The 21,679-nt window shown below is 71.6% G+C and carries 16 protein-coding genes and 1 pseudogene; 11 read left to right on the top strand and 6 right to left on the bottom strand.

The features are described from left to right. Positions 1 to 20 precede the first annotated feature (20 nt). Positions 21 to 689, top strand: a pseudogene (locus JG540_RS08460) (histidine phosphatase family protein); the annotation flags it as partial. Between the two features lie 182 nt (positions 690 to 871). Beyond that, positions 872 to 1,624: a hypothetical protein gene (locus tag JG540_RS08455; protein ID WP_234042766.1), complete on the top strand. Its 753-nt coding sequence runs from the start codon at positions 872 to 874 to the stop codon at positions 1,622 to 1,624. Positions 1,625 to 1,887: 263 nt separating this feature from the next. On the opposite strand, the gene JG540_RS08450 is transcribed toward JG540_RS08455, so the two are convergent. Then, positions 1,888 to 2,298, bottom strand: a complete 411-nt coding sequence (locus tag JG540_RS08450; RefSeq protein ID WP_200275328.1) for a PLD nuclease N-terminal domain-containing protein — start codon at positions 2,296 to 2,298, stop codon at positions 1,888 to 1,890. Positions 2,299 to 2,744: 446 nt separating this feature from the next. On the opposite strand from JG540_RS08450, the gene JG540_RS08445 reads away from it, so the two are divergent. Further along, the gene (locus JG540_RS08445; protein ID WP_234042765.1) at positions 2,745 to 3,872 is read left to right on the top strand and encodes an AMP-binding enzyme; all 1,128 of its coding nucleotides are present in this window, start codon (positions 2,745 to 2,747) and stop codon (positions 3,870 to 3,872) included. Between the two features lie 37 nt (positions 3,873 to 3,909). Beyond that, positions 3,910 to 4,878, top strand: a complete 969-nt coding sequence (locus JG540_RS08440; RefSeq protein WP_200275326.1) for a 1,4-dihydroxy-2-naphthoate polyprenyltransferase — start codon at positions 3,910 to 3,912, stop codon at positions 4,876 to 4,878. A gap of 126 nt (positions 4,879 to 5,004) precedes the next feature. Here JG540_RS08440 and JG540_RS08435 read toward each other — a convergent pair whose 3' ends face one another. Then, positions 5,005 to 5,298 (bottom strand): hypothetical protein, encoded by a 294-nt coding sequence (locus tag JG540_RS08435; protein WP_200275324.1) that lies wholly within the window; start codon positions 5,296 to 5,298, stop codon positions 5,005 to 5,007. A 192-nt stretch (positions 5,299 to 5,490) separates the two neighbouring features. Between JG540_RS08435 and JG540_RS08430 the strand changes: the two genes are divergently transcribed. From JG540_RS08430 to JG540_RS08420, 3 genes are all read left to right on the top strand, one after another. Continuing rightward, complete coding sequence (locus tag JG540_RS08430) at positions 5,491 to 7,269, top strand: cytochrome c biogenesis protein CcdA (protein WP_200275322.1); 1,779 nt, start codon at positions 5,491 to 5,493, stop codon at positions 7,267 to 7,269. A gap of 273 nt (positions 7,270 to 7,542) precedes the next feature. Next, positions 7,543 to 8,061: a sigma-70 family RNA polymerase sigma factor gene (locus JG540_RS08425; protein ID WP_200278293.1), complete on the top strand. Its 519-nt coding sequence runs from the start codon at positions 7,543 to 7,545 to the stop codon at positions 8,059 to 8,061. After that, positions 8,058 to 8,972, top strand: coding sequence for an anti-sigma factor (locus JG540_RS08420; RefSeq protein WP_200275320.1), 915 nt, complete (start codon positions 8,058 to 8,060; stop codon positions 8,970 to 8,972). The genes JG540_RS08425 and JG540_RS08420 overlap by 4 nt, the downstream gene beginning before the upstream one ends. Before the next feature lie 1,129 nt (positions 8,973 to 10,101). Here JG540_RS08420 and JG540_RS08415 read toward each other — a convergent pair. Together JG540_RS08415 and JG540_RS08410 are read right to left on the bottom strand one after the other, a co-directional pair. Next, complete coding sequence (locus tag JG540_RS08415) at positions 10,102 to 10,743, bottom strand: hypothetical protein (RefSeq protein ID WP_200275318.1); 642 nt, start codon at positions 10,741 to 10,743, stop codon at positions 10,102 to 10,104. A gap of 342 nt (positions 10,744 to 11,085) precedes the next feature. Further along, on the bottom strand, positions 11,086 to 12,120 hold the full coding sequence (locus JG540_RS08410; protein WP_200275317.1) for a 1,4-dihydroxy-2-naphthoyl-CoA synthase: 1,035 nt from the start codon (positions 12,118 to 12,120) through the stop codon (positions 11,086 to 11,088). A 152-nt stretch (positions 12,121 to 12,272) separates the two neighbouring features. Here JG540_RS08410 and JG540_RS08405 point away from each other — a divergent pair, with 152 nt between their 5' ends. From JG540_RS08405 to JG540_RS08395, 3 genes are all read left to right on the top strand, one after another. Continuing rightward, positions 12,273 to 13,385: an o-succinylbenzoate synthase gene (locus JG540_RS08405; RefSeq protein WP_200275315.1), complete on the top strand. Its 1,113-nt coding sequence runs from the start codon at positions 12,273 to 12,275 to the stop codon at positions 13,383 to 13,385. Continuing rightward, complete coding sequence (gene menD / locus JG540_RS08400; RefSeq protein WP_234042764.1) at positions 13,382 to 15,556, top strand: 2-succinyl-5-enolpyruvyl-6-hydroxy-3-cyclohexene-1-carboxylate synthase; 2,175 nt, start codon at positions 13,382 to 13,384, stop codon at positions 15,554 to 15,556. Before JG540_RS08405 ends, menD begins: the two co-directional genes overlap by 4 nt. A 1,188-nt stretch (positions 15,557 to 16,744) precedes the next feature. After that, positions 16,745 to 18,550, top strand: coding sequence for a S1C family serine protease (locus JG540_RS08395; RefSeq protein WP_200275313.1), 1,806 nt, complete (start codon positions 16,745 to 16,747; stop codon positions 18,548 to 18,550). Positions 18,551 to 18,806: 256 nt separating this feature from the next. Here JG540_RS08395 and JG540_RS08390 read toward each other — a convergent pair whose 3' ends face one another. Further along, positions 18,807 to 20,186, bottom strand: coding sequence for an isochorismate synthase (locus tag JG540_RS08390; protein ID WP_200275311.1), 1,380 nt, complete (start codon positions 20,184 to 20,186; stop codon positions 18,807 to 18,809). 9 nt (positions 20,187 to 20,195) lie between these two features. Continuing rightward, positions 20,196 to 20,900 carry a demethylmenaquinone methyltransferase gene (locus JG540_RS08385; RefSeq protein ID WP_200275309.1) on the bottom strand — a complete coding sequence of 235 codons (705 nt, stop codon included), beginning with the start codon at positions 20,898 to 20,900 and terminating at the stop codon, positions 20,196 to 20,198. Positions 20,901 to 21,290: 390 nt separating this feature from the next. Here JG540_RS08385 and ndhC point away from each other — a divergent pair, with 390 nt between their 5' ends. Further along, on the top strand, positions 21,291 to 21,659 hold the full coding sequence (ndhC, locus tag JG540_RS08380; protein ID WP_200275307.1) for an NADH-quinone oxidoreductase subunit A: 369 nt from the start codon (positions 21,291 to 21,293) through the stop codon (positions 21,657 to 21,659). Positions 21,660 to 21,679 lie beyond the last annotated feature (20 nt).

The following is a 21,679-nucleotide window of genomic DNA, read 5'->3' as shown; positions in this document are numbered from 1 at the left end:
GCTCGTGACAGAATCACACCATGACGCGCACGACCATCCACCTCATGCGTCACGGTGAGGTGCACAACCCCGAAGGCATCCTCTACGGGCGCCTGCCCGGCTACCACCTCTCCGACCTGGGACAGCAGATGGCCGAGCAGGTGGCGCAGACCCTCTACGACTCCGGGCACGACGTCACCGCCGTCATCACCTCCCCCCTGGAGCGGGCCCAGGAGTCCGGGGCCCCCACCGCCGCCGCCTTCGGCCTGACCCCCACCACCGACCCTCGGCTGATCGAGGCCGGGAACCTCTTTGAGGGCGTGGCTGTCAACCGCAACCGCTGGGTCCTGGCCCAGCCCCGGTACTGGCCGCTCTACCGCAACCCCCTCAGCCCCAGCTGGGGTGAGCGCTACACGCAGATAGTGGACCGGATGCGCGACGCCGTCGCCGCCGCCATCCCCGCCGCCGAGGGGCACGAGGCGCTGCTCGTCTCCCACCAGCTGCCCATCTTGGTGCTGCGCCTGTTCCTGGAGGGCCGCCCCCTGGCCCACGACCCCCGCCGTCGCCAGTGCTCCCTGGCCTCCCTGACCTCCCTGACCTTTGAGGACCGCACCCTGGTGGGACTGGCGTACTGGGAGCCCGCCGGGGACCTGCTGCGCCGGGCCGCGGACATGGTGCCAGGCACCTCCGCCGCCGTCGCCAACACTGGCTGTGGTACCGGCTCTGGACGTGACGTCAACACCGGCTGCGACACCAGGCCCGGCCGTGACGCCGGCCGTGCCGCCAGCACAGGCTGTTGTACCGATCCTGGCCGCGACACCGGCCCCCTCGGCGACCAGCCGCAGGCCAGCAGCCACACCGAGCCGGGCGCCACCGCCCCCGGGCAGGGCACGTGACCAGCCGGCCCTTCCCGGACCACGGCGAGCTGGTCCCCGCCACCAGCCGGGACCTGGCCGCACCCGGCCCCGCGCCCCTGCAGCGCCCCACCCCGCAGCGGCCCTGGACCGCCCAGGACTTCATCTGGTGGAACACCGCCGGGGTACTAACCGCCGTCACCCTGGGGGCCCGTCCCAACCCCGTCTCCCCGGTGGTGGACCCGGTGCGCCGGGCCTTCGCCCCCGAGGAGGTCATGCTGGGCTCCTGTGACGCCGAGCTGCTCATGTTCCGGCGCGGGGACGCCACCTACAACCCCTCACGCGGCTTCTTCCTGGCGGGGGGGCCGGTGGGCCTGGCCCTGACCGCCGCCTTCTTCGGCGGGCAGGCATACATGAACTCCCGGCGCAGGAAGGCCGCTGAGGCTGACGCGCAGGCCCGCTGGCGCCACCTGGCCGACGCCCGCCTGACCGTCTCCACCCACGGCATCTACCTGGGCACCGCCGAGGGCGTCATGTCCGTGGCCTACGCCGACGTGCGGGAGTGCTCCCTGAGCGCCACCGGGGAGATCGTCATGGCGGCCGCCAACAGCCAGGGCACCGCCCGCTGGAAGCTGCGCGCCCAGTGGGCCGAGCTGGTGCTGGTCCTGTGGGCCCTGCGCTACCTGCCGGAGCACCCGCAGATGACGGCCCGCTCCTGGCTCCCCGGGGACTGGCTGGTGCACGCCGCCGCCCACGGCTACGAGGTGGACACCCGCACCTGGCCCCGCTGACCGCAGGTGGCTGGGCGAGGCCGGGGCTGGCTATCGAGTACTGCCCCCCCTCCCCCCGACTTGTGCATTTCGGCGCGAGTGGTGCGGTATTCCGGCACCACTCGCGCCGAAATGCACAAGTGGGCAAGTGGAGGCGAGGACCTGGGCGAGGCCGGGGCTGGTTGGGCTGGGCTGTCATGGGTGGCCTCCCAGGGTGCCGGGTGCCGGGGCCGGGGGCTGGGGGCTGGCCGGAAAGCCTGGGGCGTCTGGGCGCCCGCCTGGGATCAGGAGTTGCCGGGCGTCTGCGGCCCCTCCGGTCCTCGCTCGGGCTGGCCGTCCTCATCCTCCGGGTGGTGCTTGCGGCGGCGGATGTCCTGCTCCAGGTCGCGCAGGAACTCGGGATCGTCGTCGGGCCCCAGGGAACGACGCCGGGGCTGGCGGCCCGGACGCTGGAAGCGGATGCCCTCCGTGGAGGACCACACGCTGCGCTCCACGGTCCCGCCCCGCTCCTCCGCGGCCTTTACCCGGGAGGTGATGATCCAGGCTACCGGACCCACCAGCGTGAACAGGATGATGACCAGCAGCCACATGGGCTTGGGCAGCGGCTGGGGCAGGGACTCGCTGGGGGTGCGGGCACAGTCCAGGACGGCGTAGAGCGTCAAGGCAATCACAAGGACGATCAAGGCCACGCGCATGCCCCCACCCTAGCGGAGTCCAGATGTGCCAACCTGTCCAGGTGACCAAGCCCGCACTGCCCCCCCTAACCCTCCTTACTGGCGGCACCCGGCCCCAGGACGTCAGCCGCCTGCGCGCCGCCCTGTTCGAGCGTCTGCGGTGGCGGGGAGCCGGGGGCGTGGGGCCTGTGGCTGCCCTTGGTCTCCCACCCGCTGGCCAGCCCGCTGGACCTCCCGCTGACCAGTCCGCTGGACCACGCGCTGACCCGCCTGCTGGACCACGCGCTGACCCGCCCGCTGGACCACCCGCTTATCAGCCCGCGGTACCACCCGCTGGACCACGAGCTGACCCACCCGCTGGACCGCGAGGTGACCTGCCAGCCGGACCAGGAGCTGACCTGCCAGCCGGACCAGGAGCTGACCCGCCCCTGCTGGTGCCCCTGGCCGCCACCGAGGACCCTCAGGTGGTGCGCCAGGAGCTGGCCCAGCGGCTGGCTGACGCGCCCGCCTTCCCCCAGGCGGACCTGCTGCTGCGTACCTCCGGCTCCACGACCGGCACCGGCTCCCTGGTGGCCGTAAGCGCCCGTGCGCTTGCGGCCTCCGCCCGGGCCACGCACCAGCGGTTGGGTGGGCCCGGCACCTGGGTACTGGCACTGCCCTGCCACCACGTGGCCGGGCTGCAGGTGCTGGTGCGCTCACTCCTGGCCCAGCAGGCGCCGGTGGTGGTAGACACCAGCGACGGCTTCCACCCGGAGGTCTTGGCCGCCGCCCTGGAGCAGGCGCTCGCCCAGGCCGGGGAGCGGCCCGTCTACACCGCGTTGGTGCCCACCCAGCTCTATGACGCCCTCCAGCACCCGGGAGCCCGCCAGGAGCTCTCCCGCCTGGGTGCGGTGCTGGTGGGGGGAGCTGCCGCCGGTACCGCCCTGCTGGAGCAGGCCCGGGCCGCGCAGGTACCGGTGGTGCGCACCTACGGCATGTCCGAGACCGGGGGCGGCTGCGTGTACGAGGGCCAGCCCCTGGACGGCGTGCAGGTGCGTATCGAGTCCCCGGAGTCCGACGGCGTCGGGCGGGTGGTGCTGGCGGGCCCGGTGCTCGCTGAGGGATACGCCGCCACCCAGGCCGGGAGCGGCACCGTCTTCCGGCAGGACGCCGCAGGCCGCCGCGAGCTGCTGACCAGCGACCTGGGCCGCCTGGTACCTGGTCCAGGCGGGGAGCCTCGCCTGGAGGTGCTGGGACGGGTGGACGACCTGATCGTCACCGGCGGTGTCAAGGTACGGCCCGAGGTGGTGGAGCAGGTGCTGCTCTCCCTGCCCGGGGTGGCCCAGGCCTGCGTGGTAGGAGTGCCGCACGAGCGCTGGGGCAGCGTGGTAACCGGCGTCGTCGTGCCCGAGCCGGGGGTGCTGGCCGACCAGGACTGGTGCGAGGAGCTGCGCCAGCTGGTCCGCAGCCGGCTGCCCGGTGCGCAGTCTCCCAAGCAGGTGCTGACGGTGGAGCACCTGCCTCTGCGTGGGCCTGGCAAGGTGGACCGGCGTGCCCTGGCCGCCTGGGTCGCTCAGCGGTCCCTGGCCCCGCTTCCGGGTTCACGGCTGCGGTAGGCTCCCAGCGCCCCGGTGCCTGGGCAGAGAGGAAACCATGAACAGCCATTCCCGTCCCGCAGGGGCCCTCCCTCCCACCCAGCCGCAGGCCAGCAGCTGGGCTGAGGTGGTGCGGCTGCGCACCCTGCCCGCAGCCGTGGCCCCGGTTCTTCTGGGAGCCGGGGCTGCAGCCGCCCTGGGAGGCTTCTCCCTGTTGCGCAGCCTCCTGGCAGCCGGGGTGGCCCTGGCCCTGCAGATCGGCTCGAACCTGGCTAACGACTACTCCGACGGCATCCGCGGCACCGACGACGACCGCACCGGGCCGCTGCGCCTGACCGCCTCCGGTCAGGTAGAGCCCAGGCTGGTCAAGTACGCTGCCTTCGGCTGCTTCGGCCTGGCCGGGCTGCTGGGGCTGACGCTGCTGGCCCTGTCCGGACAGTGGTGGTGGCTGCTGCTGGGGGCGGCGGCGGTGGCCGCGGCCTGGTTCTACACCGGAGGCAGCCACCCTTACGGCTACGCCGGGCTGGGGGAGGTCTTCGTCTTCCTGTTCTTCGGCCTCATGGCCACCGTGGGCACCACCTACGTGCAGGTGGCGGCGGCACCGGGTTGGCTGTGGCTGGCGGCCTGCGGCATCGGCCTGAGCGCCTGCTCCCTGCTCATGGTCAACAACCTGCGGGACATCCGTACCGACCCCGCCCACGGCAAGATCACCCTGGCGGTGCGCCTGGGGGAGGCGCGCGCCCGCCGGGCCTTCATGGCGCTGGTGGCCCTCCCGGTGCCCCTGGCCCTGGCGGCGCTGGCCTGGGCGCGGGCCACTCACGACGGTGGCGGTCACGCCCTGGGGGCGGCACCGTGGCTGTTCCTGGTGCTGGTGGTGCTGGGCGTCTTCGCCTGGCGGGCCACCCGCGCTGTAGCTGCTGGTGCCCAGGGCCGGGCGCTGGTCCCCGTGCTGCGTGACGCCGGCCTGTTCGAGCTGGTCTACGGTGTCGTCGTGGGGCTGGCGCTCGCGCTGCTGACCGCTGCCTGAACGGCCCCCGGCGGGAGGCCGTAAGCCCCGGCCCCCTCTGGCGTATACGAAACGGTCCCTGGTGCAGGACCAGGGACCGTTCGCGGCAGGAAGAGCCTGGTTCCTCCCGGGACCAGGCTCAGCGGCTCACTTGCCGTCCTTGCCCTTGTCGTCGCTCATCTTGTCCTTGCCGTCGGACATGCTGTCCTTGTCGTCGCTCATCTTGTCCTTGCCGTCGGACATGCTGCCCTTGTCGTCGCTCATCTTGTCGTCGGACATCTTGTCCTTGCCGTCACTCATCTTGTCGTCCGCCGTCGTCGTCTGCTCACCGTAAGGCACGGGCTCCTCGGGGGAGGACTTGCTGGACCCACAGGCGGCCAGGCCGAATACGGAGGCGGCGCAAAGGGCGGTGGCGGCGATGGTGGTGGTCAGGCGGTGCATATGAGTGTTCCTCTCGTCGAGCCTTGAGCAACGGCCGTTCCGCGCTCTCAGGCAGGTATTCGGAGCCAGGCGGGGAGCAGATTGGTGAAGCTGTTGTGGCTATGGTCACAGCCGCTTCTGTCCGGCTGACCAATCCGCTGCGCCCTCTGCGCCGAACTGCTCACGAAGCGATTCCCGACCAAGGAGGAACTCATGACCAGCCTGGTGCTGATAGGTCTGCTAGGGGGGCTGATTACGGCAATATCGCCGTGCATCCTCCCCGTGCTGCCGGTGATACTGGTATCCGGCGGGGTAACCGAGCCTGAGCGGGAGGAGCCAGCCAAGGCAGCCTCCGCGTCGGGCAGCGTCGGCAACGGTCTCGGTTTCAAGGACGCCACCGGCCTGATCAGCCTCTCCGGCTCCGGCCGCGACACGGTCACAACCAGCTCTGCCCCGGCAGGAAGGGTCCGCAGCTCGCGCCCCTACCTGGTGGTGTCCGGACTGGTCGTCTCCTTCACCTTCTTCACCCTGCTGGGCTCCACGATCCTCAGCCTGCTGCACCTGCCCCAGGACTTCATCCGCTGGGCCGGTATCGTGCTGCTGGCCCTGATCGGTGTAGCCATGATCTTCCCCGCGCTGATGCACGTGCTGGAGCGGCCCTTCGAGCGTTTCGGCCGTGTCGGGGGCGGCGGCCCCTCCAACGGCTTCCTGCTGGGCCTGGTGCTCGGCGCCGCCTACGTCCCCTGCGCCGGACCGGTCCTGGCCGCCGTCGCCGTAGCCGGGTCCACTGGCAAGATCGGCCTGGACACGGTGGTGCTCGCCGTCTCCTTCGGCCTGGGCACCGCTATCCCGCTGCTCGGCTTCGCCCTGGCCGGGCGTGAGGTGGCCTCTCGCGTGGCCGCCTTCCGCACCCGCCAGCGCGCTGTCCGCGTCACCGCCGGGGTACTCATGGTCGCCCTGGCCGGAGCCCTGGTGCTGGACCTGCCAGCCGCCCTGCAGCGGGCCCTGCCCGACTACACCAAGGAGGCTCAGGCGTCCACCGACCGCCTCCTGCACTCCTCCGCCGTCTGCCAGGACGGTGCTGAAGAGCTTGGCGAGTGCGGGGACCTGCCCGACATCGTGGAGCCCATCGCCTGGCTAAACACCCCCGACGGCACCCCCCTGCCCAACGCCAACCAGACCGGCAAGGTCACCCTGATCGACTTCTACGCCTACTCCTGCATCAACTGCCAGCGCTCCGTGCCCGGCATCCAGAAGCTCCACGAGACCTACAAGGACTCCGGCCTGCAGGTGATCGGCATCCACTCCCCGGAGTACGCCTTCGAGAAGGAGGTTGACAACGTCAAGGCTGGTTCCGACAAGCTCGGTATCACCTACCCTGTCGCCGTCGACTCCAACCTGACCACCTGGGAGAGCTTCGACAACCACTACTGGCCCGCCCACTACCTGGCCGACAGCAAGGGCCAGCTGCGCCAGCTGCACTTCGGTGAGGGCGGCGAGGCCACCCTGGAGAGGCTCATCCGCACGCTCCTGCGCGAGGCCGACCCCAGCACGAGTTTGCCCGAGCCGGTCTTCACCAGCGACGACCCCACCGTCCTAGGGGACCGCAGCCCCGAGACCTACCTGGGCTCTGACCGGGTGACCCGCGTGGCCGGAGCCCCGATCATCCCGGGCAGCCGCGACTACGAGTTCCCCGAGTCCATGCCGCGGGACACCGTCGCCCTGCAGGGCCGGTGGCACGTCGAGGGGCAGCACATCACCCCGGAGGGCGGCCCCGCCAGGCTGCGCCTGAGCTGGCACGGCAAGCAGGCCAACCTCGTGGCCTCCGGCCAGGGCGAGCTGCGCTGGACATTCAACGGCCAGTCCGGCTCCATGCAGGTGCCCGAGGTGCCCAACGGGCTCGCCCTGGTCGACGAGCAGGAGATGGTCTCCGGGATCCTGGAGATCGAGGTCCCCGAGGGTGTCCAGCTCTACTCCTTCACCTTCGGATGAGCCATGCCCACCTGCCAGCCAGTGCCTGAGCCTGCTGCCGAGCAGGCCAGCAGGACCAGCCTGGCACCACAGTCCCCGCGTGGGGCGCGCCGTCCCGGTTGCCTGACGGTGCGCCCCACGCGGCCCGCCCGCCGCCGCCCCGGCGGCACCCCAGCCAGCCTCACGGAAGGTGGTCGCCAGGTGCCCGGTGAGGTAGCCACCAGCCCCCTTGCATACGATGGGCGGGTGCAGCATCTAGAGCCGTCCTGCGAGCAAGCTGACGACGCCGCCCTGATGGCGCGGGTCGTGGACCGGGACCAGCAGGCCTTCGCCGAGCTCTACGACCGCTGGGCGGCCCGGCTCCTGGCCCTGGCGGTCCAGGTGCTGGTGGACCAGGCCCAGAGCGAGGAGGTGCTGCAGGAGGTCTTCCTGGAGCTCTGGCGGCGGGCGGACTCCTACGACCCGGCGCGCGGCTCGGTGCGGGCCTGGCTGGTGACCCTCACCCGCCGTCGTGCCATCGACCGGGTACGTTCCAGCCAGGCCGCGCGGGAGCGTGACCTGCGCTGGCAGCCCTCGCTACCGGACACGGACCTGACCGTGCAGCAGGTGGAGGACAACCTGGAGGGAGAGGTGGTGCGCCAGGCCCTGCGGGCCGTGGGGGAACCGCACCGCTCCACCCTGGTACTGGCATATTTCACAGAACTCACACACAGGCAGATCGCTGAACGCACCGGCGTGCCCCTGGGCACGGTCAAGACCCGCATCCGGGACGGTATCGCGAAGCTACGCGCGCACATGGGAGTGGAGCTATGAGCACCGAGGACAAGGGCTACGACGTGGGACAGCCTGCGTTGGCAGACGGCCCGCTGCACCTGGCTGGAAGCGGTGACGACGCCGAGCTGGCCGCCCAGCTGGAGGCCGACGAGACGCTGGCGGCCCTGGGAGCCTCCTTGCGCCCGGTACAGCCGTCGCCGGGGCTGCGTGTGCGGCTGCTGGAGGAGGTTTCCCAGGCTGTGTCACAGGAGACAGTGGCCCAGGCGACGGCGCAGGAAGGGGTCGCCCCAGGTACGCAGCCTGACCTGAAGGTCGTGCCCAGGTTGAAGGTGGCCGCCCGGACTGAGGGCAGGCCGCAGGTGGACGCCCAGCCTGAGACCAGGCAGGCTGCGCCGTCGCCGTCGGAGCCTGCCGGAGCGCAGGTGGTGGAGCTGGCCTCCAGACGCCGCTGGCTGGGGACGGCGCTGCGGGTGGCGGCGAGCGTGGCCTTGCTGGCCACCGGCGTAGGCATCGGGCGCTGGAGCACCCTGGACGCGATGGCCCCAACCGAGCACTTCGCGTACCTGAACCAGGCGCAGGACGTCCACCGCGTTACCGACACCATGCCGGACGGGCACGTCGCCACGCTCACCTGGTCCCCGGACATGAGCATGACGGCACTCAGCCTGCCCGACCAGATGATGGCTGACTCCGCCGGGTCCAGCCTGCAGGTGTGGCTGCGCAAGGACGGGCAGACCACCTCCCTGGGCCTGTACGACCCGCAGCAGGGTAACGGCTTCACCTTCCTGGACCTCATGCCGCAGGAGGGGGAGCAGGTACTCATCACCCTGGAGCCCGAGGGCGGCTCCACCCAGCCCACCGGGGAGGTCCTGGTGACCTTTGACGTGAACGCCGACGGCACCACCACCCGGCAGCCCCAGGAGCAGCCCACCGCAGACAGCCAGGCATGAGGCGTCCGGCCTGAGGCCTCTGCCCGGGCACGGTCAGGCCCGGGGCGCGGTGGGTGCTGTCAGGTGGCGCGGCGGGCCGTGGTGGTGGACGGGCCGGGTGGTGTGGCGACCCGGGGTGACGGCAGCGGCCCGGTGGCTCAGTCAGCTGGGGATTATTGGTGTGAATGTGTGTGGTGGGGGTTGGTGGGGTCGTGCGGTCCGGTGTTGGCTGGGGCGGGTGGGCGTGGGCTGTCCCGGGGGCATTTTGTGGCGCCTGTCTTGGTCTGGTGGGTCTTGTGGTGCCTGGGTGGGCGCGTTTTGTCACTGGTGGAGGCTTAGAGCACTTCCCTGGTTCTGGGGTGGGGGAGCTTTTGGCTTGATTCCGTGGTGGTTGAAGGTTCAGCGGTCGGTGCCAGGGCTTCTAGCCCTCCGCCAGTGACAGCTCCCGCGCTGCCCAGCCCACCAGGGGCAGCCGGGGCCACAGGGTCACCAACCCCCTACCCACACACGCACCCAGCCCACCAGGGGCGGCCAGGGCCACAGGCCCCTGCGGCGCGTGGGCCGCAGGGGCCTGCCAAGCGGGCCAGGCGTTCTAGCCGCCGGTAGGCGCGGTGCGCCCGAGGGTTGGTGTACCACTGTGTGCGCCGTGTCAGGGAGGTGGTCGTGGGGTCCTGGGTGGCGGTGGTGCGCTGGCCCAGCCAGTGCTTGTACTGCTGGCCGTAGCCGTTGAGGGTTGTCAACCGGGTGGTGGCCTGGTCGGTGGTTGGAGTGCTGGGTGGGAGATGGTCAGCAGCTCGTGTGACAGGTCTGGCAGGGTCTGGCCGGGTGTGGTCTTGGGGTGGCGGGTCAGGTCGCGCGGTGTGGCGGTGGGCGTGTACCAGGCAGCGTTGGACGGGGGTGTGGGGCCAGGTGGTGATGGCCTTGAGCGCGCCTGCGGCGCCGTCGGTGGTGACCAGGTCGGGCGGAGCCAGGTCGGCCAGCAGCGCATGGTAGGCGGCGGTGCCCTCGGAGGCGGCCCGAGTGGTGCGGGGCCCGGGGCGGCGACGGCGGAGCTGCTGCTCCTGGTGGCGGCCCTGTATATGGGTGAAGTGCTGCCTGGTGGCAGATAGATAGATTTGCAGTGAGGGGTTCTGCGTTTTTTCTTGGTGGTTTAGCGGGTTGGTGTGGGGGTGGGTTGGTTGGGGAGGTACTTGGTGGCGTGGGCGAGTATGAGGGTGCGTAGCTGGTTTAGCAGGTGCTCGCGCTGGTCGGGGGTGGCCCTGCTGTCTGTGCGGGCGCAGGCGCGTACCGCGTGGGTCTGGTTGACCCAGTACGCGCAAGAGGCGCCGGTGTCGAAGAACAGGAAGGCTTCGGGGTGTCCGGGGACCTCGGTCTCGATCCGGGCGTTGGGGTCCTTGGCGGCGAGCTGGATCAGTTTCTCCTTGGAGGGGTAGACGGCGCTGAGGTCTGAGCGTGTGCCGGACTCCCACAGCAGGCTGGTGGCCTGGGCGGGCAGATCGGGGTCCGGGCTCTTGACCGTGCAGCTGTAGATATCCTGCTCTTCGAAGGGTGGTCTGTTTTGTCTGGGTTGGTAGCCGACTATGGGTACCAGCTCGGCGGTGGGCAGGTGCTTGCACAGGAGCTCTGGTTCGGGGCGGGTGAGCTGGTAGACCCGCCAGCCCAGGAAGGAGGAGGTGACGGTCAAGGCAGCCACCAGCAGGACCACGGTCTTCTGCCGGCCGGTCCTGGTCCGCCACCAGGAACGCAGAGCCCCCAACTGCTTGGTGAGCGCCTTCACGGAAACACGCTTCAAGAGCAACCCTCCTTGCTGTTAGCGTGAATCGGTGCGCCAGTTTTACTTGCCGCCTTCCTCACGTCCTACCCTCAAGCCGTCATTAAAGTCAGTCTCGTTGGCAGCCCACTGGGGCATGTCGGTGTCTTTAAGGAAGCCATTGAGTCTCGCTTCGGTCTCGTTAAACTGTTTTATAGAAGCATCGTCTGTGCCAAGCACCCTCGCGGTCGGCCCAAACAAGCCTGTATCAAAAGTTGTTCTGCTGGCAGGAGCCTCCAGGGAAAAGGCCTATATGACCTGCACAGGCTACCAACAGCCGTTCACCCTGGAGGCGTTTTCGCTGATCCTTGTGCCGCGGCCAGGTCAGAAGTAGTAGGGGAAAGGTGACCAGTCCGGCTCGCGGCGCTGCAGGAAGGCGTCCCTGCCCTCCACCGCCTCGTCAGTCATGTAGGCCAGGCGGGTGGCCTCCCCGGCAAAGACCTGCTGTCCCGCCAGGCCGTCGTCAGCCAGGTTGAAGGCCAGCTTGAGCATGCGGATCGCCTGGGGGGACTTGGAGATTACCGTGGCCGCCCAATCCAGGGCTCGCTCCTCCAGCTCGGCGTGCGGCACCGCCTCGTTGACCACCCCCCAGCGCTCAGCGGTAGCGGCGTCATAGGTGCGGGCCAGGAAGAAGATCTCCCGCGCCCGCTTGTCACCCACCTGGCGGGCCAGCAGGGCCGAGCCGTAGCCCGCGTCAAAGCTGCCCACATTCGCGTCAGTCTGCTTGAAGCGAGCGTGCTCCAGGCTGGCCAGCGACAGGTCGCACACCACGTTCAAGGAGTGCCCGCCGCCCGCCGCCCAGCCACTGACCGCGGCGATAACCACCTTGGGCATGGTGCGGATGAGCCGCTGCACCTCCAGGATGTGCAGCCTGCCCGCGCGGGCGGCGTCGATCCGGGAACGCCGGGCCGCGACCTCGGCGTCGTGGTCCTCCGCCTGCGGCAGGTCCGCCGGGGCCTGGCCGGGAGCGCCCTCATAGTGGTAGCCGTCGCGGCCCCGGATGCGCTGGTCCCCGCCCGAGCAGAAGCCCCAGCCGCCGTCCTTGGGGGAGGGGCCGTTGCCGGTCAGGACGACGGCGCCCACGTCCCCGCTCATGCGCGCGTGGTCCAGCACCCGGTAGAGCTCGTCAACCGTGTGCGGACGGAAGGCGTTGCGCAGCTCGGGGCGGTCCAGGGCCACCCGCACCACCGGCAGGTCACGCAGCCACTGGCCGGAGGCGTCCCGCTCACAGCCCCGGTGGTAGGTCACGTCAGTCAGTCCGCCAGGCTGCGGGGAGCGGTTGGGGAAGCCCTCCACCTCCCGCCAACGGGTCGGGTCAAAGATTGCAGAGACGCGGCTGGGCAGGGGGTAGGCGGTCATAGGCCCAGGGTAAGGGGCGGGTCGGGGGAGCGGGCACCCGGACGGCGGGCCAGGCAGGGGCCTCGCCCACACCACCAGGCCCGTGACGGCGGTGGTACCAGGGGCTCGCAGCCCGGACTGGCACGGGCCGCCGTCCTGGCTATCCTGAGCCCATGACTGAGAGGAAACCCGGAAGGCACGCCCTGCTGCCCCCAGACTCAGTCACCCCCGGAGAGCTGGACCTGGAGCCCCTGCGCGCCCAGGACCGGCTCGGCCTGCTCACCGGAATCGACCGCGCCGTCGTATACGACATCCCCCTGCGCACCCGCTTCCGCGGGCTGCTGCGCCGCGACGGGCTCCTCCTCCACGGTCCCGCAGGCTGGGGCGAGGCCGCCCCCTTCTGGGACTACGGCGCCGCCGCCTCCGCCCCCTGGCTCGCCTCCGCCCTGGAACAGGCCCAAGGACGCTCCATGGACGGCCAGCCCCTGCCCGAGCCCCGCCGTCACGCGATCCAGGTGAACCTCACCGTCCCCGAGATCGACGCCGTGGCCGCGCACGCCCTGGTGCAGCAGAGCGGCTGCACCACCGTGAAGGTCAAGGTCGCCGGCAGCCAGTCCGCCCTGCGGGACGACCTGGCCCGGCTGGAGGCCGTGCGCGCCGCCCTCGGAACAGGCGGCGCCATACGCATAGACGTCAACGGAGCCTGGGACCTGGAGACCGCCCGCACCTGCCTGCCCCTCATGGACCAGGCGGCCGGGGGCCTGGAGTACGTGGAGCAGCCCTGCCGTGCCACCGCGGACCTGGCCCGCCTGCGCCGCGAGACCGACGTACCCATCGCCGCCGACGAGTCCATCCGTCTCGCCCCCGACCCCCTGGAGGTGGTCCGCCAGGAGGCCGCCGACGTCGCCGTCCTCAAGACCGCCCCGCTAGGCGGGGTCAACGCCGCCCTGCGCCTGGCCGAACAGCTCGGGCTGCCCGTGGTCGTCTCCTCCGCCCTGGACACCAGCGTCGGGCTGCACGCGGGCCTGCAGCTGGCCACCGCCCTGCCCCGGCTCGACCACGCCTGCGGCCTGGGCACCATCAGCCTGCTGCGCCAGGACGTGGCCGTCCCCAGCCTCACCGCCAAGGACGGCGTCCTGCCCCTGCGCCGCCTACGGGTCTCCCGCAACCTGCTGCCCGCGGTCCTGGCGGACGCAGAAGTCACCACCCGCTGGCAGACCCGCCTGGGGCACATCCTCGACGCCCTGCGCACCCGCCTGGACAAGCTGGACAAGGCAGGCCGATGAGCAGCCCGAGCAGCCCGGCCAGCTGTGCCAGCAACGCCAGCCCGGAAGCAGCCCCCAGCAGCCCCCGGCCAGCAGCCGACGCCGTGCCCGCCCCTGCTGCGCCTGGCCCGCAGGCTCCGCAGCCGCCGTCTTCTGGCGCCGTGCCCGCCCCCGCTGCCGCGCCTGGCCCGCAGGCTCCGCAGCCGCCGTCTTCTGGCGCCGTGCCCGCCCCCGCTGCTGCGCCTGGCCCGCAGGCTCCGCAGCCGCCGTCGGTCCAGGCCGCCCAGGCGCTCGTCCAGGGGCTCGTGGACCAGGGGGTGCGCCACGTCGTTCTTGCCCCTGGCTCCCGCTCCGCCCCCCTCGTACCAGCGCTCCTGGCCGCCGAGGCCGCCGGGCGCCTCCGCCTGCGTGTCGTGCTGGACGAGCGCAGCGCCGCCTTCACCGCCCTGGGCATGGCCCGCGCCGAGCTCCAGCACAACCGCCGCCGCGCCGCCGCCGTCGTCACCACCTCCGGCACCGCCGTCGCCAACCTCCACCCAGCCGTGGCCGAGGCCGACGCCGCCGGGATCCCCCTGCTCGTCATCAGCGCCGACCGGCCCCACGAGCTCGTGGGCACCGGCGCCAACCAGACCACCGAGCAGACCCGCATCTTCGGCGACGCCCTACGCGCCCACGTGGACCTGCCCGCCGACCTCCTCCAGGACCTCGGCCCCCAAGCAGGCAGCCGCGCCCTGGCCGGACAGGTACACCGTGCCCTCGCCGCCGCCTGCGGCACCCTCAGCAACGACCCCGGCCCCGCCCAGGTCAACATCCGCTTCCGCCCGCCCCTGGCCCCCACCCCCGACGCCGGTGGCCGTGCTCCCGCCTCCGCCGTGGGCGCGCCCGCCCCTGTTCCCGCCCCCGACGCCGACGGGCGCGTTCCCGCCTCCGCCGTGACTGGGCTAGCTCACAGTCAGCAGCCCGCACAGGCCCTGGCGGCTAGCGCTGCCACGGTTCCCGGACCGCTGATGCCGTCGTGCCCCGGCCCGGATGTCCCGCCCCATCCCACCCCCGCCCCCGTCCCGCTGGTGCCGTCGTGCCCCGGCCTGGCTGCCTCGCGTCACCCTGCCCATCCCACCCCGCCTGACGGCGCCCCCAGGCGCGGCCTCGTGATCGCCGGAGACAGCGTCGACGCCACCGGGACCCACGCCCGCGCCCTGGCCGAGCACCTGGGCTGGCCGCTCCTGGCTGAACCGAGCTCCGGGGCCCGCGCAGGCGCCAACGCCCTGACCCGCTACGCCGAGCTCCTCAACCATGCGTCCGGGGCCGCCCTGGCCGCGCAGGCCGAGCACCTGGTGGTCTTCGGCCACCCCAGCCTCACCCGCCCCGTCAGCGCTCTGCTCGCCCGCAACGACCTGCCCATCGACGTCGTCACCAGCACCGCCCGCTGGACCGACGTCGCCGGGACCGCCAGCCGCGTCCTGCCCACCGCCCTCCTGTCAGGCCACCAGCCGCCAACCGACGCCGCCCAGGCCGGGGCCGCCCAGGTCGCCGCCGCCCTGGGGCTGGGCCCCGCCCCCGCCGACTGGCTCCCCAGCTGGCAGCAGGCCGTCGCAGAGCTGCCCCCGCTGCCCGAACCGCCTGCCGCAAGCCGCCTGAGCGCCGACGCCGTCGCCACCGCCGTGTGGGACGCCGCCTGCGCCGACCTCACCGCCCCCGGCGACGCCCCCCGCCCCCGGCTGGTGCTGGGGTCCTCCATGACCATCCGCCGCCTGGACCGCCTGGCCGTGCCCCCGGCAGGGGTGGCGCCGCACCCCCTGGCCAACCGGGGTCTGGCCGGGATAGACGGCACCCTGGCCACCGCCGTCGGCGTCGCCGTGGCCAGTGGGGGGCCGGTGCGCGTGCTCCTGGGCGACCTCAGCTTCCTGCACGACGCCATGAGCCTGAACCGCGGCGTGCTGGAGCAGCAGGTAGACCTGCAGGTGGTGGTGCTGGACGACGCCGGGGGCGCTATCTTCTCCAGCCTGGAGTACCCGGCCGTCACGCCCGCGGCGGACTTCGCCCGCTGCTTCACCACCCCGCAGGCCACGGACATTGCCGCCCTGGGGCGGGCCCTGGGCGCCGTCGTCCACCAGCCCGCCACGACCGAGGAGCTGCGAGAGCTGCTATCCCGCCCGATCGAGGGGCTCAGCCTCCTGTACATCCGTCTCTAGCGGGGTGACCTGGGTGTGACGGGGCGTGCCCACCCCCACCCTGACTTGTGCATTTCGGCGCGAGTGGTGCGGTAATCCGGCACCACTCGCGCCGAAATGCACAACTGGAGGCGAAGGGAGGTGTCCCGGCGTGCGGGTGGAGCCCAGGGGGCGTTGGATGTCCTTCAGCACCCGCTGCTGGGTCACGCCGAGCCTTTGGCGGCTTGGGTTTCGCGCTGGAGCCTGCGGCTTGGGAGGCTCGTGGGCCCTTGGTGCCTTGGGGGCTTTGGCACACATGGGAACCAGGCTGGTGCTGGGATTTCAACGTTTCCGGCGCCCAGGTGGTGGGGAGGACAGCGTGAGGTGTGCAACGGCCGAGTCATTGCACATTTAGTCGGGGTGGGCGAAGCTGCCAGGCCGGAGCATGTTTACGGGTGTTGCTTGTGATTGCAGGGGAGAACCCTGTTTCGTTCGGTGGGGTGCTCCGCGCCATGTGTGCAACCAGCCTCCAGCCCACCCAAGAACTGCCCCTGGTGCTGCTGCGGCACCTGTACCAGAGTGCGCAACCAGCCTCCAGTCCGCCCAGTACAACATCCCCTAGCACTAGAGCCCCTGGCAGAGGCCCCGTTGCTCAGGACCTTCTCGATTCTCCCGGTCCAAGAGCCGGACCTCAGGGCTGGAGCTGGCAGAGTGCGCCTTTGAATCCTCCCGCGGCTTCACCACCTACTGTGTGCGTCCGTGCTGTGACCAGCATGGAAGGTCCCTTTACTGTCGCTCTCCCAAGAGGTGGCAGGTGGGAGGTTCTCCTTCCCCCTGGGCTCTCACGAGGTAGCCGGTGTAGGCCGCCCGTTTGCCTGTGCGCGGGCCTTCACCTGCCCTGCCGTCAAACCCGGCCCCAGCCGACCCGTGCCTTCCCGCCTGCAGCACGCCCAACAAGCTGCGCCGTCGTCGAGCAGCTGGCGCAGGCCCACCAGCCGCGAGTTATCCACAACTAAGGCCACCCTTGCCGGTCTCGCGGTCCATATGTCCCGGTCTCGCGGTACCGATGTCCCGGTCTCGCGGGGCTGGGGGTGGGGATTGTGAGTGGGGACACTGGGGGTTACGGGCGGTTCACAGGTAAGTTCCAGACAGGCTTGGGCAACGCCCCAGATGGAACACGTTGGCTGTCCTTATATCTAGGCTACGGGAAGACCACCCGGAAGAAGGAACATGAGCATCTACGACGAGATCACTGGCGGACCGGACCCCGACGGCGAGACTCCTCGCACCAGCAGCTCCTGGACCGACCCGCGCACCTACCGTCCGGGACCCGTATCCGCTTCCGCTCCCGAGGCCCCCGCGCCCCCGGTCGCTCCCCGTGTCCGCCCCACCTCCCACCGGGCTCCCGGTCCGGAGCGCTCTTTCTACCCCTATGCGCAGGAGCCTCCCCGCGCGGAGACGAACAGCGGCTCCACGCTCTCCGGCAGCACCTACACCAGCGCGCCCAGTACGCCCGCGGGCTACAGCTTTGAGCGCAGCACCCCGTCCCCCGGCCCCGCCGCCCCGGCCCCCGGTGGTTCTGCACTCTCCGGCAGCACCTACACCAGCGCGCCCAGCACGCCCGCGGGCTACAACTTTGAGCGCAGCACCCCGTCCCCCGCCCCCACCGCCCCGGCCTCCGGTGGTTCTGCACTCTCCGGCAGCACCTACACCAGCGCGCCCAGCACGCCCGCGGGCTACAGCTTTGAGCGCAGCACCCCGTCCCCCGCCCCCACCGCCCCGGCCCCCGGCTCCTTCGCCGCGGCCGTATACGAGCCCATGGAGGCGGCTCCCTCCCGTACTGCCTACCGTCGGCGGGGCCCGGGCTGGGGCGCCCTGGTGAGTGCCACCGTGGTGACGGCGCTGCTCGCCTCCGGAGGCACCGTCGTCGCCACCCGCTACCTGGACAGGCCCGCCAGCAGTGCCCCTGCCGTGTCAGCCCTGCCCAGCCCGATGCAGGGCGGCACCACCCAGACCGTGGACAGCACCACCCAGGCGGCTGACTGGCAGGCCGTGTCCGCGGCGGTGGGCAACGCCGTCGTAGCCATCGCGGTGGCCCTCAACGACGGCACCTCCCAGGGCTCCGGCGTCATCTACGACGCCAGCGGCCACATCATCACCAACAACCACGTGGTGCAGGGAGCCAAGCAGATCCAGGTGACCCTGGCCGACGGGCGGATCTACGAGGCCAGGCTCACCGGCACCGACCCGGCCACCGACCTGGCGGTCATCGAGCTGGTCAACCCGCCCAAGGACCTGGTGGTGGCTACCGTCGGTGACTCCGAGTCCCTGGCGATCGGCCAGGGCGTCATGGCGATCGGCAACCCGCTGGGACTGTCCTCCACCGTCACCACCGGCATCATCTCCGCGCTCAACCGGCCAGTCATCACCACCCAGGAGGAGGACTCCGAGGGACAGGGCGGCCAGCAGGACCCCGGCGGCCTAGGCGATCTCCTCGGCGGCCTGGTGGGGGGCGAGGGCCGGTCCACCAGCCAGGTGGTGACCAACGCCATCCAGGTGGACGCCGCCATCAACCCGGGCAACTCCGGGGGCCCGCTCTTTGACGAGCACGGGCTGGTGATCGGCATCAACTCCTCGATCGCCACTGCCTCCAAGAGCTCCAACGGCTCCATCGGCATCGGTTTCGCGATCCCCGCGAAGCTCGCCAAGAAGGTAGCCGACCAGATCATCGCCACCGGCAAGGCCACCCACGCCTACCTGGGGGTCACTCTCAAGGACGCCGCCGCCTCCGCCGACGGTGTCACCCGCGTCGGTGCGGAGGTGCAGACGGTGGAACCCGGATCACCGGCGGAGAAAGCCGGCCTGCGCCCCCAGGACGTGCTGATCGCGATCGACGGCAAGCCCACCAGCCAGTCCGTGGCGCTCACCGGCTTCGTGCGCCAGTACTCCTCCGGCGACCAGGCCACCCTCACCGTGATCCGGGGCGGCAAGCGTGAGGAGGTCCAGGTGAACCTGGCGGAGCGGGCCGACTCCTGACGGCGCCCAGCTCTGGGACTGCTCCGGCGCAGCCCGGGCCGTTCGGCCGTTCCTAGCGCAGCTGCCAGGGCCGGTTAGGGCTGCTGGAGGTCGGTGCCGCTGGGGTGGGGCAGGCCAGGTGCGCCGGACAGTACGCACCGCACCCCGCCCGGCTGCTCTCAGTCCCCGCGGGGGCGTACCAGCTTCTTGCTTAGGCTATGCGCCGGGTGGTCGCCGTCAGCCGCTGTTAAGGGCCGCGCCGTCCGGGCTGGTGGCCTCAGGCGCTGACCCCCAGGGCCTCCAGCACCGGGCGCATCTTGGCCCTGGTCTCGGCCAGCTCGTCGGCGGGCTCGGAGTCCGGCATGATCCCCCCGCCCCCGAAGACCCGCAGGGGCAGCTGTGGTGACAGGCCGCCGTGGCCGTCCCCGGCCAGCTGGGCGCTGCGCAGGGCGATGCACCACTCGCCCTCGCCCCGCCAGTCCACCCAGCCCACCGGCCCGGCGTAACGGCCTCGGTCCATGCCCTCCAGCTCCTCTATCAGGGCCGCGGCCTCCCGCCGGGGGGTGCCGCAGACGGCGGCTGTGGGGTGCAGGGCGCCCACCAGGGACAGGGCCCCGGTGTCTCCCGCCACCACGCCGGTGATGTCGCTGGCCAGGTGCAGCACGTTGGGCAGGGGCAGCACGAAGCGCTCCGGGCACTCCACCACCGAGCACAGGGGCTCCAGCGCCTCCAGGGCGGAGGCCCGGGCCAGCGCGTGCTCCCGGTTGTTCTTGCTGGAGGCCGCCAGCCAGCGGGCCAGCGCTGCCGCCTCCGCCTCCCGCTCCTGGGGGGTGCCGCCGTGACGGCGGGCGGTCCCGGCCAGCACCCGGCTGGTGAGCCTCCGCTCCCGCAGTCGCACCAGCAGCTCCGGGGAGGCCCCGACCATGCCGTCGGCGGCAAAGGTCCAGCAGGACGGGTAGGCCGCCGCCAGACGCCGCAGCAGGTCCCCGGTGTGCCCGCGCCGTCGGGGCACCGCGGTGACGTCCCGGGCCAGCACCACCTTGGCCAGGTCGCCGCGCCGCAGCGCCGCCCGGGCCCGCTCCACGCTGCCCATCCAGGCGGTCTCTGCCTGGGCTCCCGGGGCGGTCACGGCCCCCACGGGCCCTGGCAGCGGGGTGGGGGAGAGGCTCAAGCCAGCCAGCAGGTCCTCCAGCGGCAGCTGTGGGGACGGCGTCGTCTGCGCATCAGGAGCGAGCACCTGGGCGTGGGTGAGCCAGGCCCCCTGCTCGTCCAGGCCCACCAGCAGCTCCGGCACCACCAGCACGGAGGTGTCAGCGGAGGTGGGGGAGAAGGCGACGGCCCCCACCGCCACCGGGCCGGTGCCCGGCCGCACCAGGGGGTCCGCCCACCAGGAGGCGTAGACCGTGGCCCGCCAGGCGGCCCGCAGCTCCTCGATCCTTGCCTCGCCGTCAGCCCGCAGCTCCAGGGCCCGCCCCAGCCCGACCAGGCCGCGGCCCTCCCGCACCCAGGAGACGACGTCGTCCCGGCCAGCCAGCAGCGCCAGCAGGTCCGGGGCCTGCGGGCCGCCAGGCAGCCGGGAGGTGTCCAGCGGTTGGGTGCGCACCTGCAGGCGCGGCGGGGCGGCCAGGGCGGCGCTGGCGCTCAGTGACAGGGTCATGCGCGGGACTCAGCTGCGGGGGAAGACCTTGGTGCCCCGGTGCACGGCCACGATGCCGCCCGAGAGGTTCTTGTATCCCACGGCCCGCCAGCCCGCCTCCTGCATCAGACGTGCCAGGGCCTCCTGGTCCGGCCAGGCCAGGATCGACTCGCCCAGGTAGTCGTAGGCGTCCGCGTTGGAGGAGACCAGGCGCCCGGCGGCAGGCAGGGCCGTGTCCAGGTAGAAGGAGTACAGGCGGCGGAACCAGGGGCTCACCGGGGTGGAGAACTCGGCGATCACGATCCGGCCGCCGCGCTTGGTGACCCGCAGCATCTCACGCAGGGCCTGCACGGTCCCCTGCACGTTGCGCAGCCCGTAGGAGATCGTCACGACGTCGAAGCTCTCGTCCGCGAAGGGCAGGGCGGTGGCGTCACCGGCCACGAAGCCGATATGCGGGTGGCGGCGCTGCCCCTCGGCCAGCATCCCGGTGGAGAAGTCGCAGGCCACCACCTCGGCGCCGTCGGCGGCGTAGCCCGCGCTGGAGGTGCCGGTGCCGGCCGCCAGGTCCAGGACCGTCATGCCCGGCCTGGCGGCCACGGCGCGGCGGGTGACATTGCGCCACATATGCACCTGGAACAGGGTCATCACGTCATTGGTGACGTCGTAGCGGCGGGCGACGGCGTCGAACATCCCGGCGACCTCACGGGGGTCCTTGGCAAGGGTGGCACGGCTCATGGGGCAATCATCGCAGGTGCGCAGACGGAAGCGGACACCAGCGGAAACGGGACCTCGGTCCCTGGTGCAGCGGGGTCGCAGGCGGCCAGCCAAATAATTACGACATGACAGGCGTTCGTAAATTATTCTCCCGGACTGAGGCCTGCCTGGCCTGTCAGCTCCGGGAACTGTTGCGGCTGAGCCAAAAAGCCGGAAGATGGCGGGTCAGGTCCGAGGGGTGGCCAGGACTGGCTAGAGTCGCCCGGAGCCCTCCTGTGTGGAGGGACTTAGGGCCGTGTGCAGGAGCGTGGCCCTGTCTGAGCCGAGCGAAAGGGGCAACATGCTGGTCGCCCAGGTGCCGTCGCCCCCCGCCGCCCAGCTCCATACCCCCACGAGGACGGTGACGGCAGCATGAACCCGTATTTCTCCCTGCTCATCATGGCGGCAGCAGCCTTTGTGGTGGCCGCGGGCGGCCTGGTCATGTCCGCGATCGTCACCCCGCGCCGCCCCAAGCAGGCCAACAAGGTCATGGTGGCCAACTACGAGTGCGGCATCGACCCCACCCCCACCAACGTCGAGCACGGGCGCTTCCCGATCTCCTTCTACCTGGTGGGCATGACCTTCATCATCTTCGACGTCGAGGTCGTGTTCCTCTACCCGTGGGCCACCGCCTTCCACACCCTGGGGGTCTTCGGCCTGGTCGCGGCCCTGGTCTTCGTCGCCATCATCACCGTGCCCTACGTCCTGGAGTGGCGCCGCGGCGGGCTGGACTGGGACTGAGCCGGGCCGGGACTGACACA

The organism is Actinomyces weissii (assembly GCF_016598775.1).
Taxonomy (GTDB): domain Bacteria; phylum Actinomycetota; class Actinomycetes; order Actinomycetales; family Actinomycetaceae; genus Actinomyces; species Actinomyces weissii.
This window is presented reverse-complemented; position numbering and strand designations above follow the sequence as displayed.

Bases quoted from the DNA above. Each gene is read 5' to 3' on its own strand.
- JG540_RS08385 (WP_200275309.1), bottom strand. From the start codon at position 20,900: ATGAGCCGTGCCACCCTTGCCAAGGACCCCCGTGAGGTCGCCGGGATG.
- ndhC (WP_200275307.1), top strand. From the start codon at position 21,291: ATGAACCCGTATTTCTCCCTGCTCATCATGGCGGCAGCAGCCTTTGTG.
- menD (WP_234042764.1), top strand. From the start codon at position 13,382: ATGAGCAGCCCGAGCAGCCCGGCCAGCTGTGCCAGCAACGCCAGCCCG.
- JG540_RS08390 (WP_200275311.1), bottom strand. From the start codon at position 20,186: ATGACCCTGTCACTGAGCGCCAGCGCCGCCCTGGCCGCCCCGCCGCGC.
- JG540_RS08395 (WP_200275313.1), top strand. From the start codon at position 16,745: ATGAGCATCTACGACGAGATCACTGGCGGACCGGACCCCGACGGCGAG.
- JG540_RS08430 (WP_200275322.1), top strand. From the start codon at position 5,491: ATGACCAGCCTGGTGCTGATAGGTCTGCTAGGGGGGCTGATTACGGCA.
- JG540_RS08440 (WP_200275326.1), top strand. From the start codon at position 3,910: ATGAACAGCCATTCCCGTCCCGCAGGGGCCCTCCCTCCCACCCAGCCG.
- JG540_RS08420 (WP_200275320.1), top strand. From the start codon at position 8,058: ATGAGCACCGAGGACAAGGGCTACGACGTGGGACAGCCTGCGTTGGCA.
- JG540_RS08450 (WP_200275328.1), bottom strand. From the start codon at position 2,298: ATGCGCGTGGCCTTGATCGTCCTTGTGATTGCCTTGACGCTCTACGCC.
- JG540_RS08425 (WP_200278293.1), top strand. From the start codon at position 7,543: ATGGCGCGGGTCGTGGACCGGGACCAGCAGGCCTTCGCCGAGCTCTAC.
- JG540_RS08435 (WP_200275324.1), bottom strand. From the start codon at position 5,298: ATGCACCGCCTGACCACCACCATCGCCGCCACCGCCCTTTGCGCCGCC.
- JG540_RS08410 (WP_200275317.1), bottom strand. From the start codon at position 12,120: ATGACCGCCTACCCCCTGCCCAGCCGCGTCTCTGCAATCTTTGACCCG.
- JG540_RS08405 (WP_200275315.1), top strand. From the start codon at position 12,273: ATGACTGAGAGGAAACCCGGAAGGCACGCCCTGCTGCCCCCAGACTCA.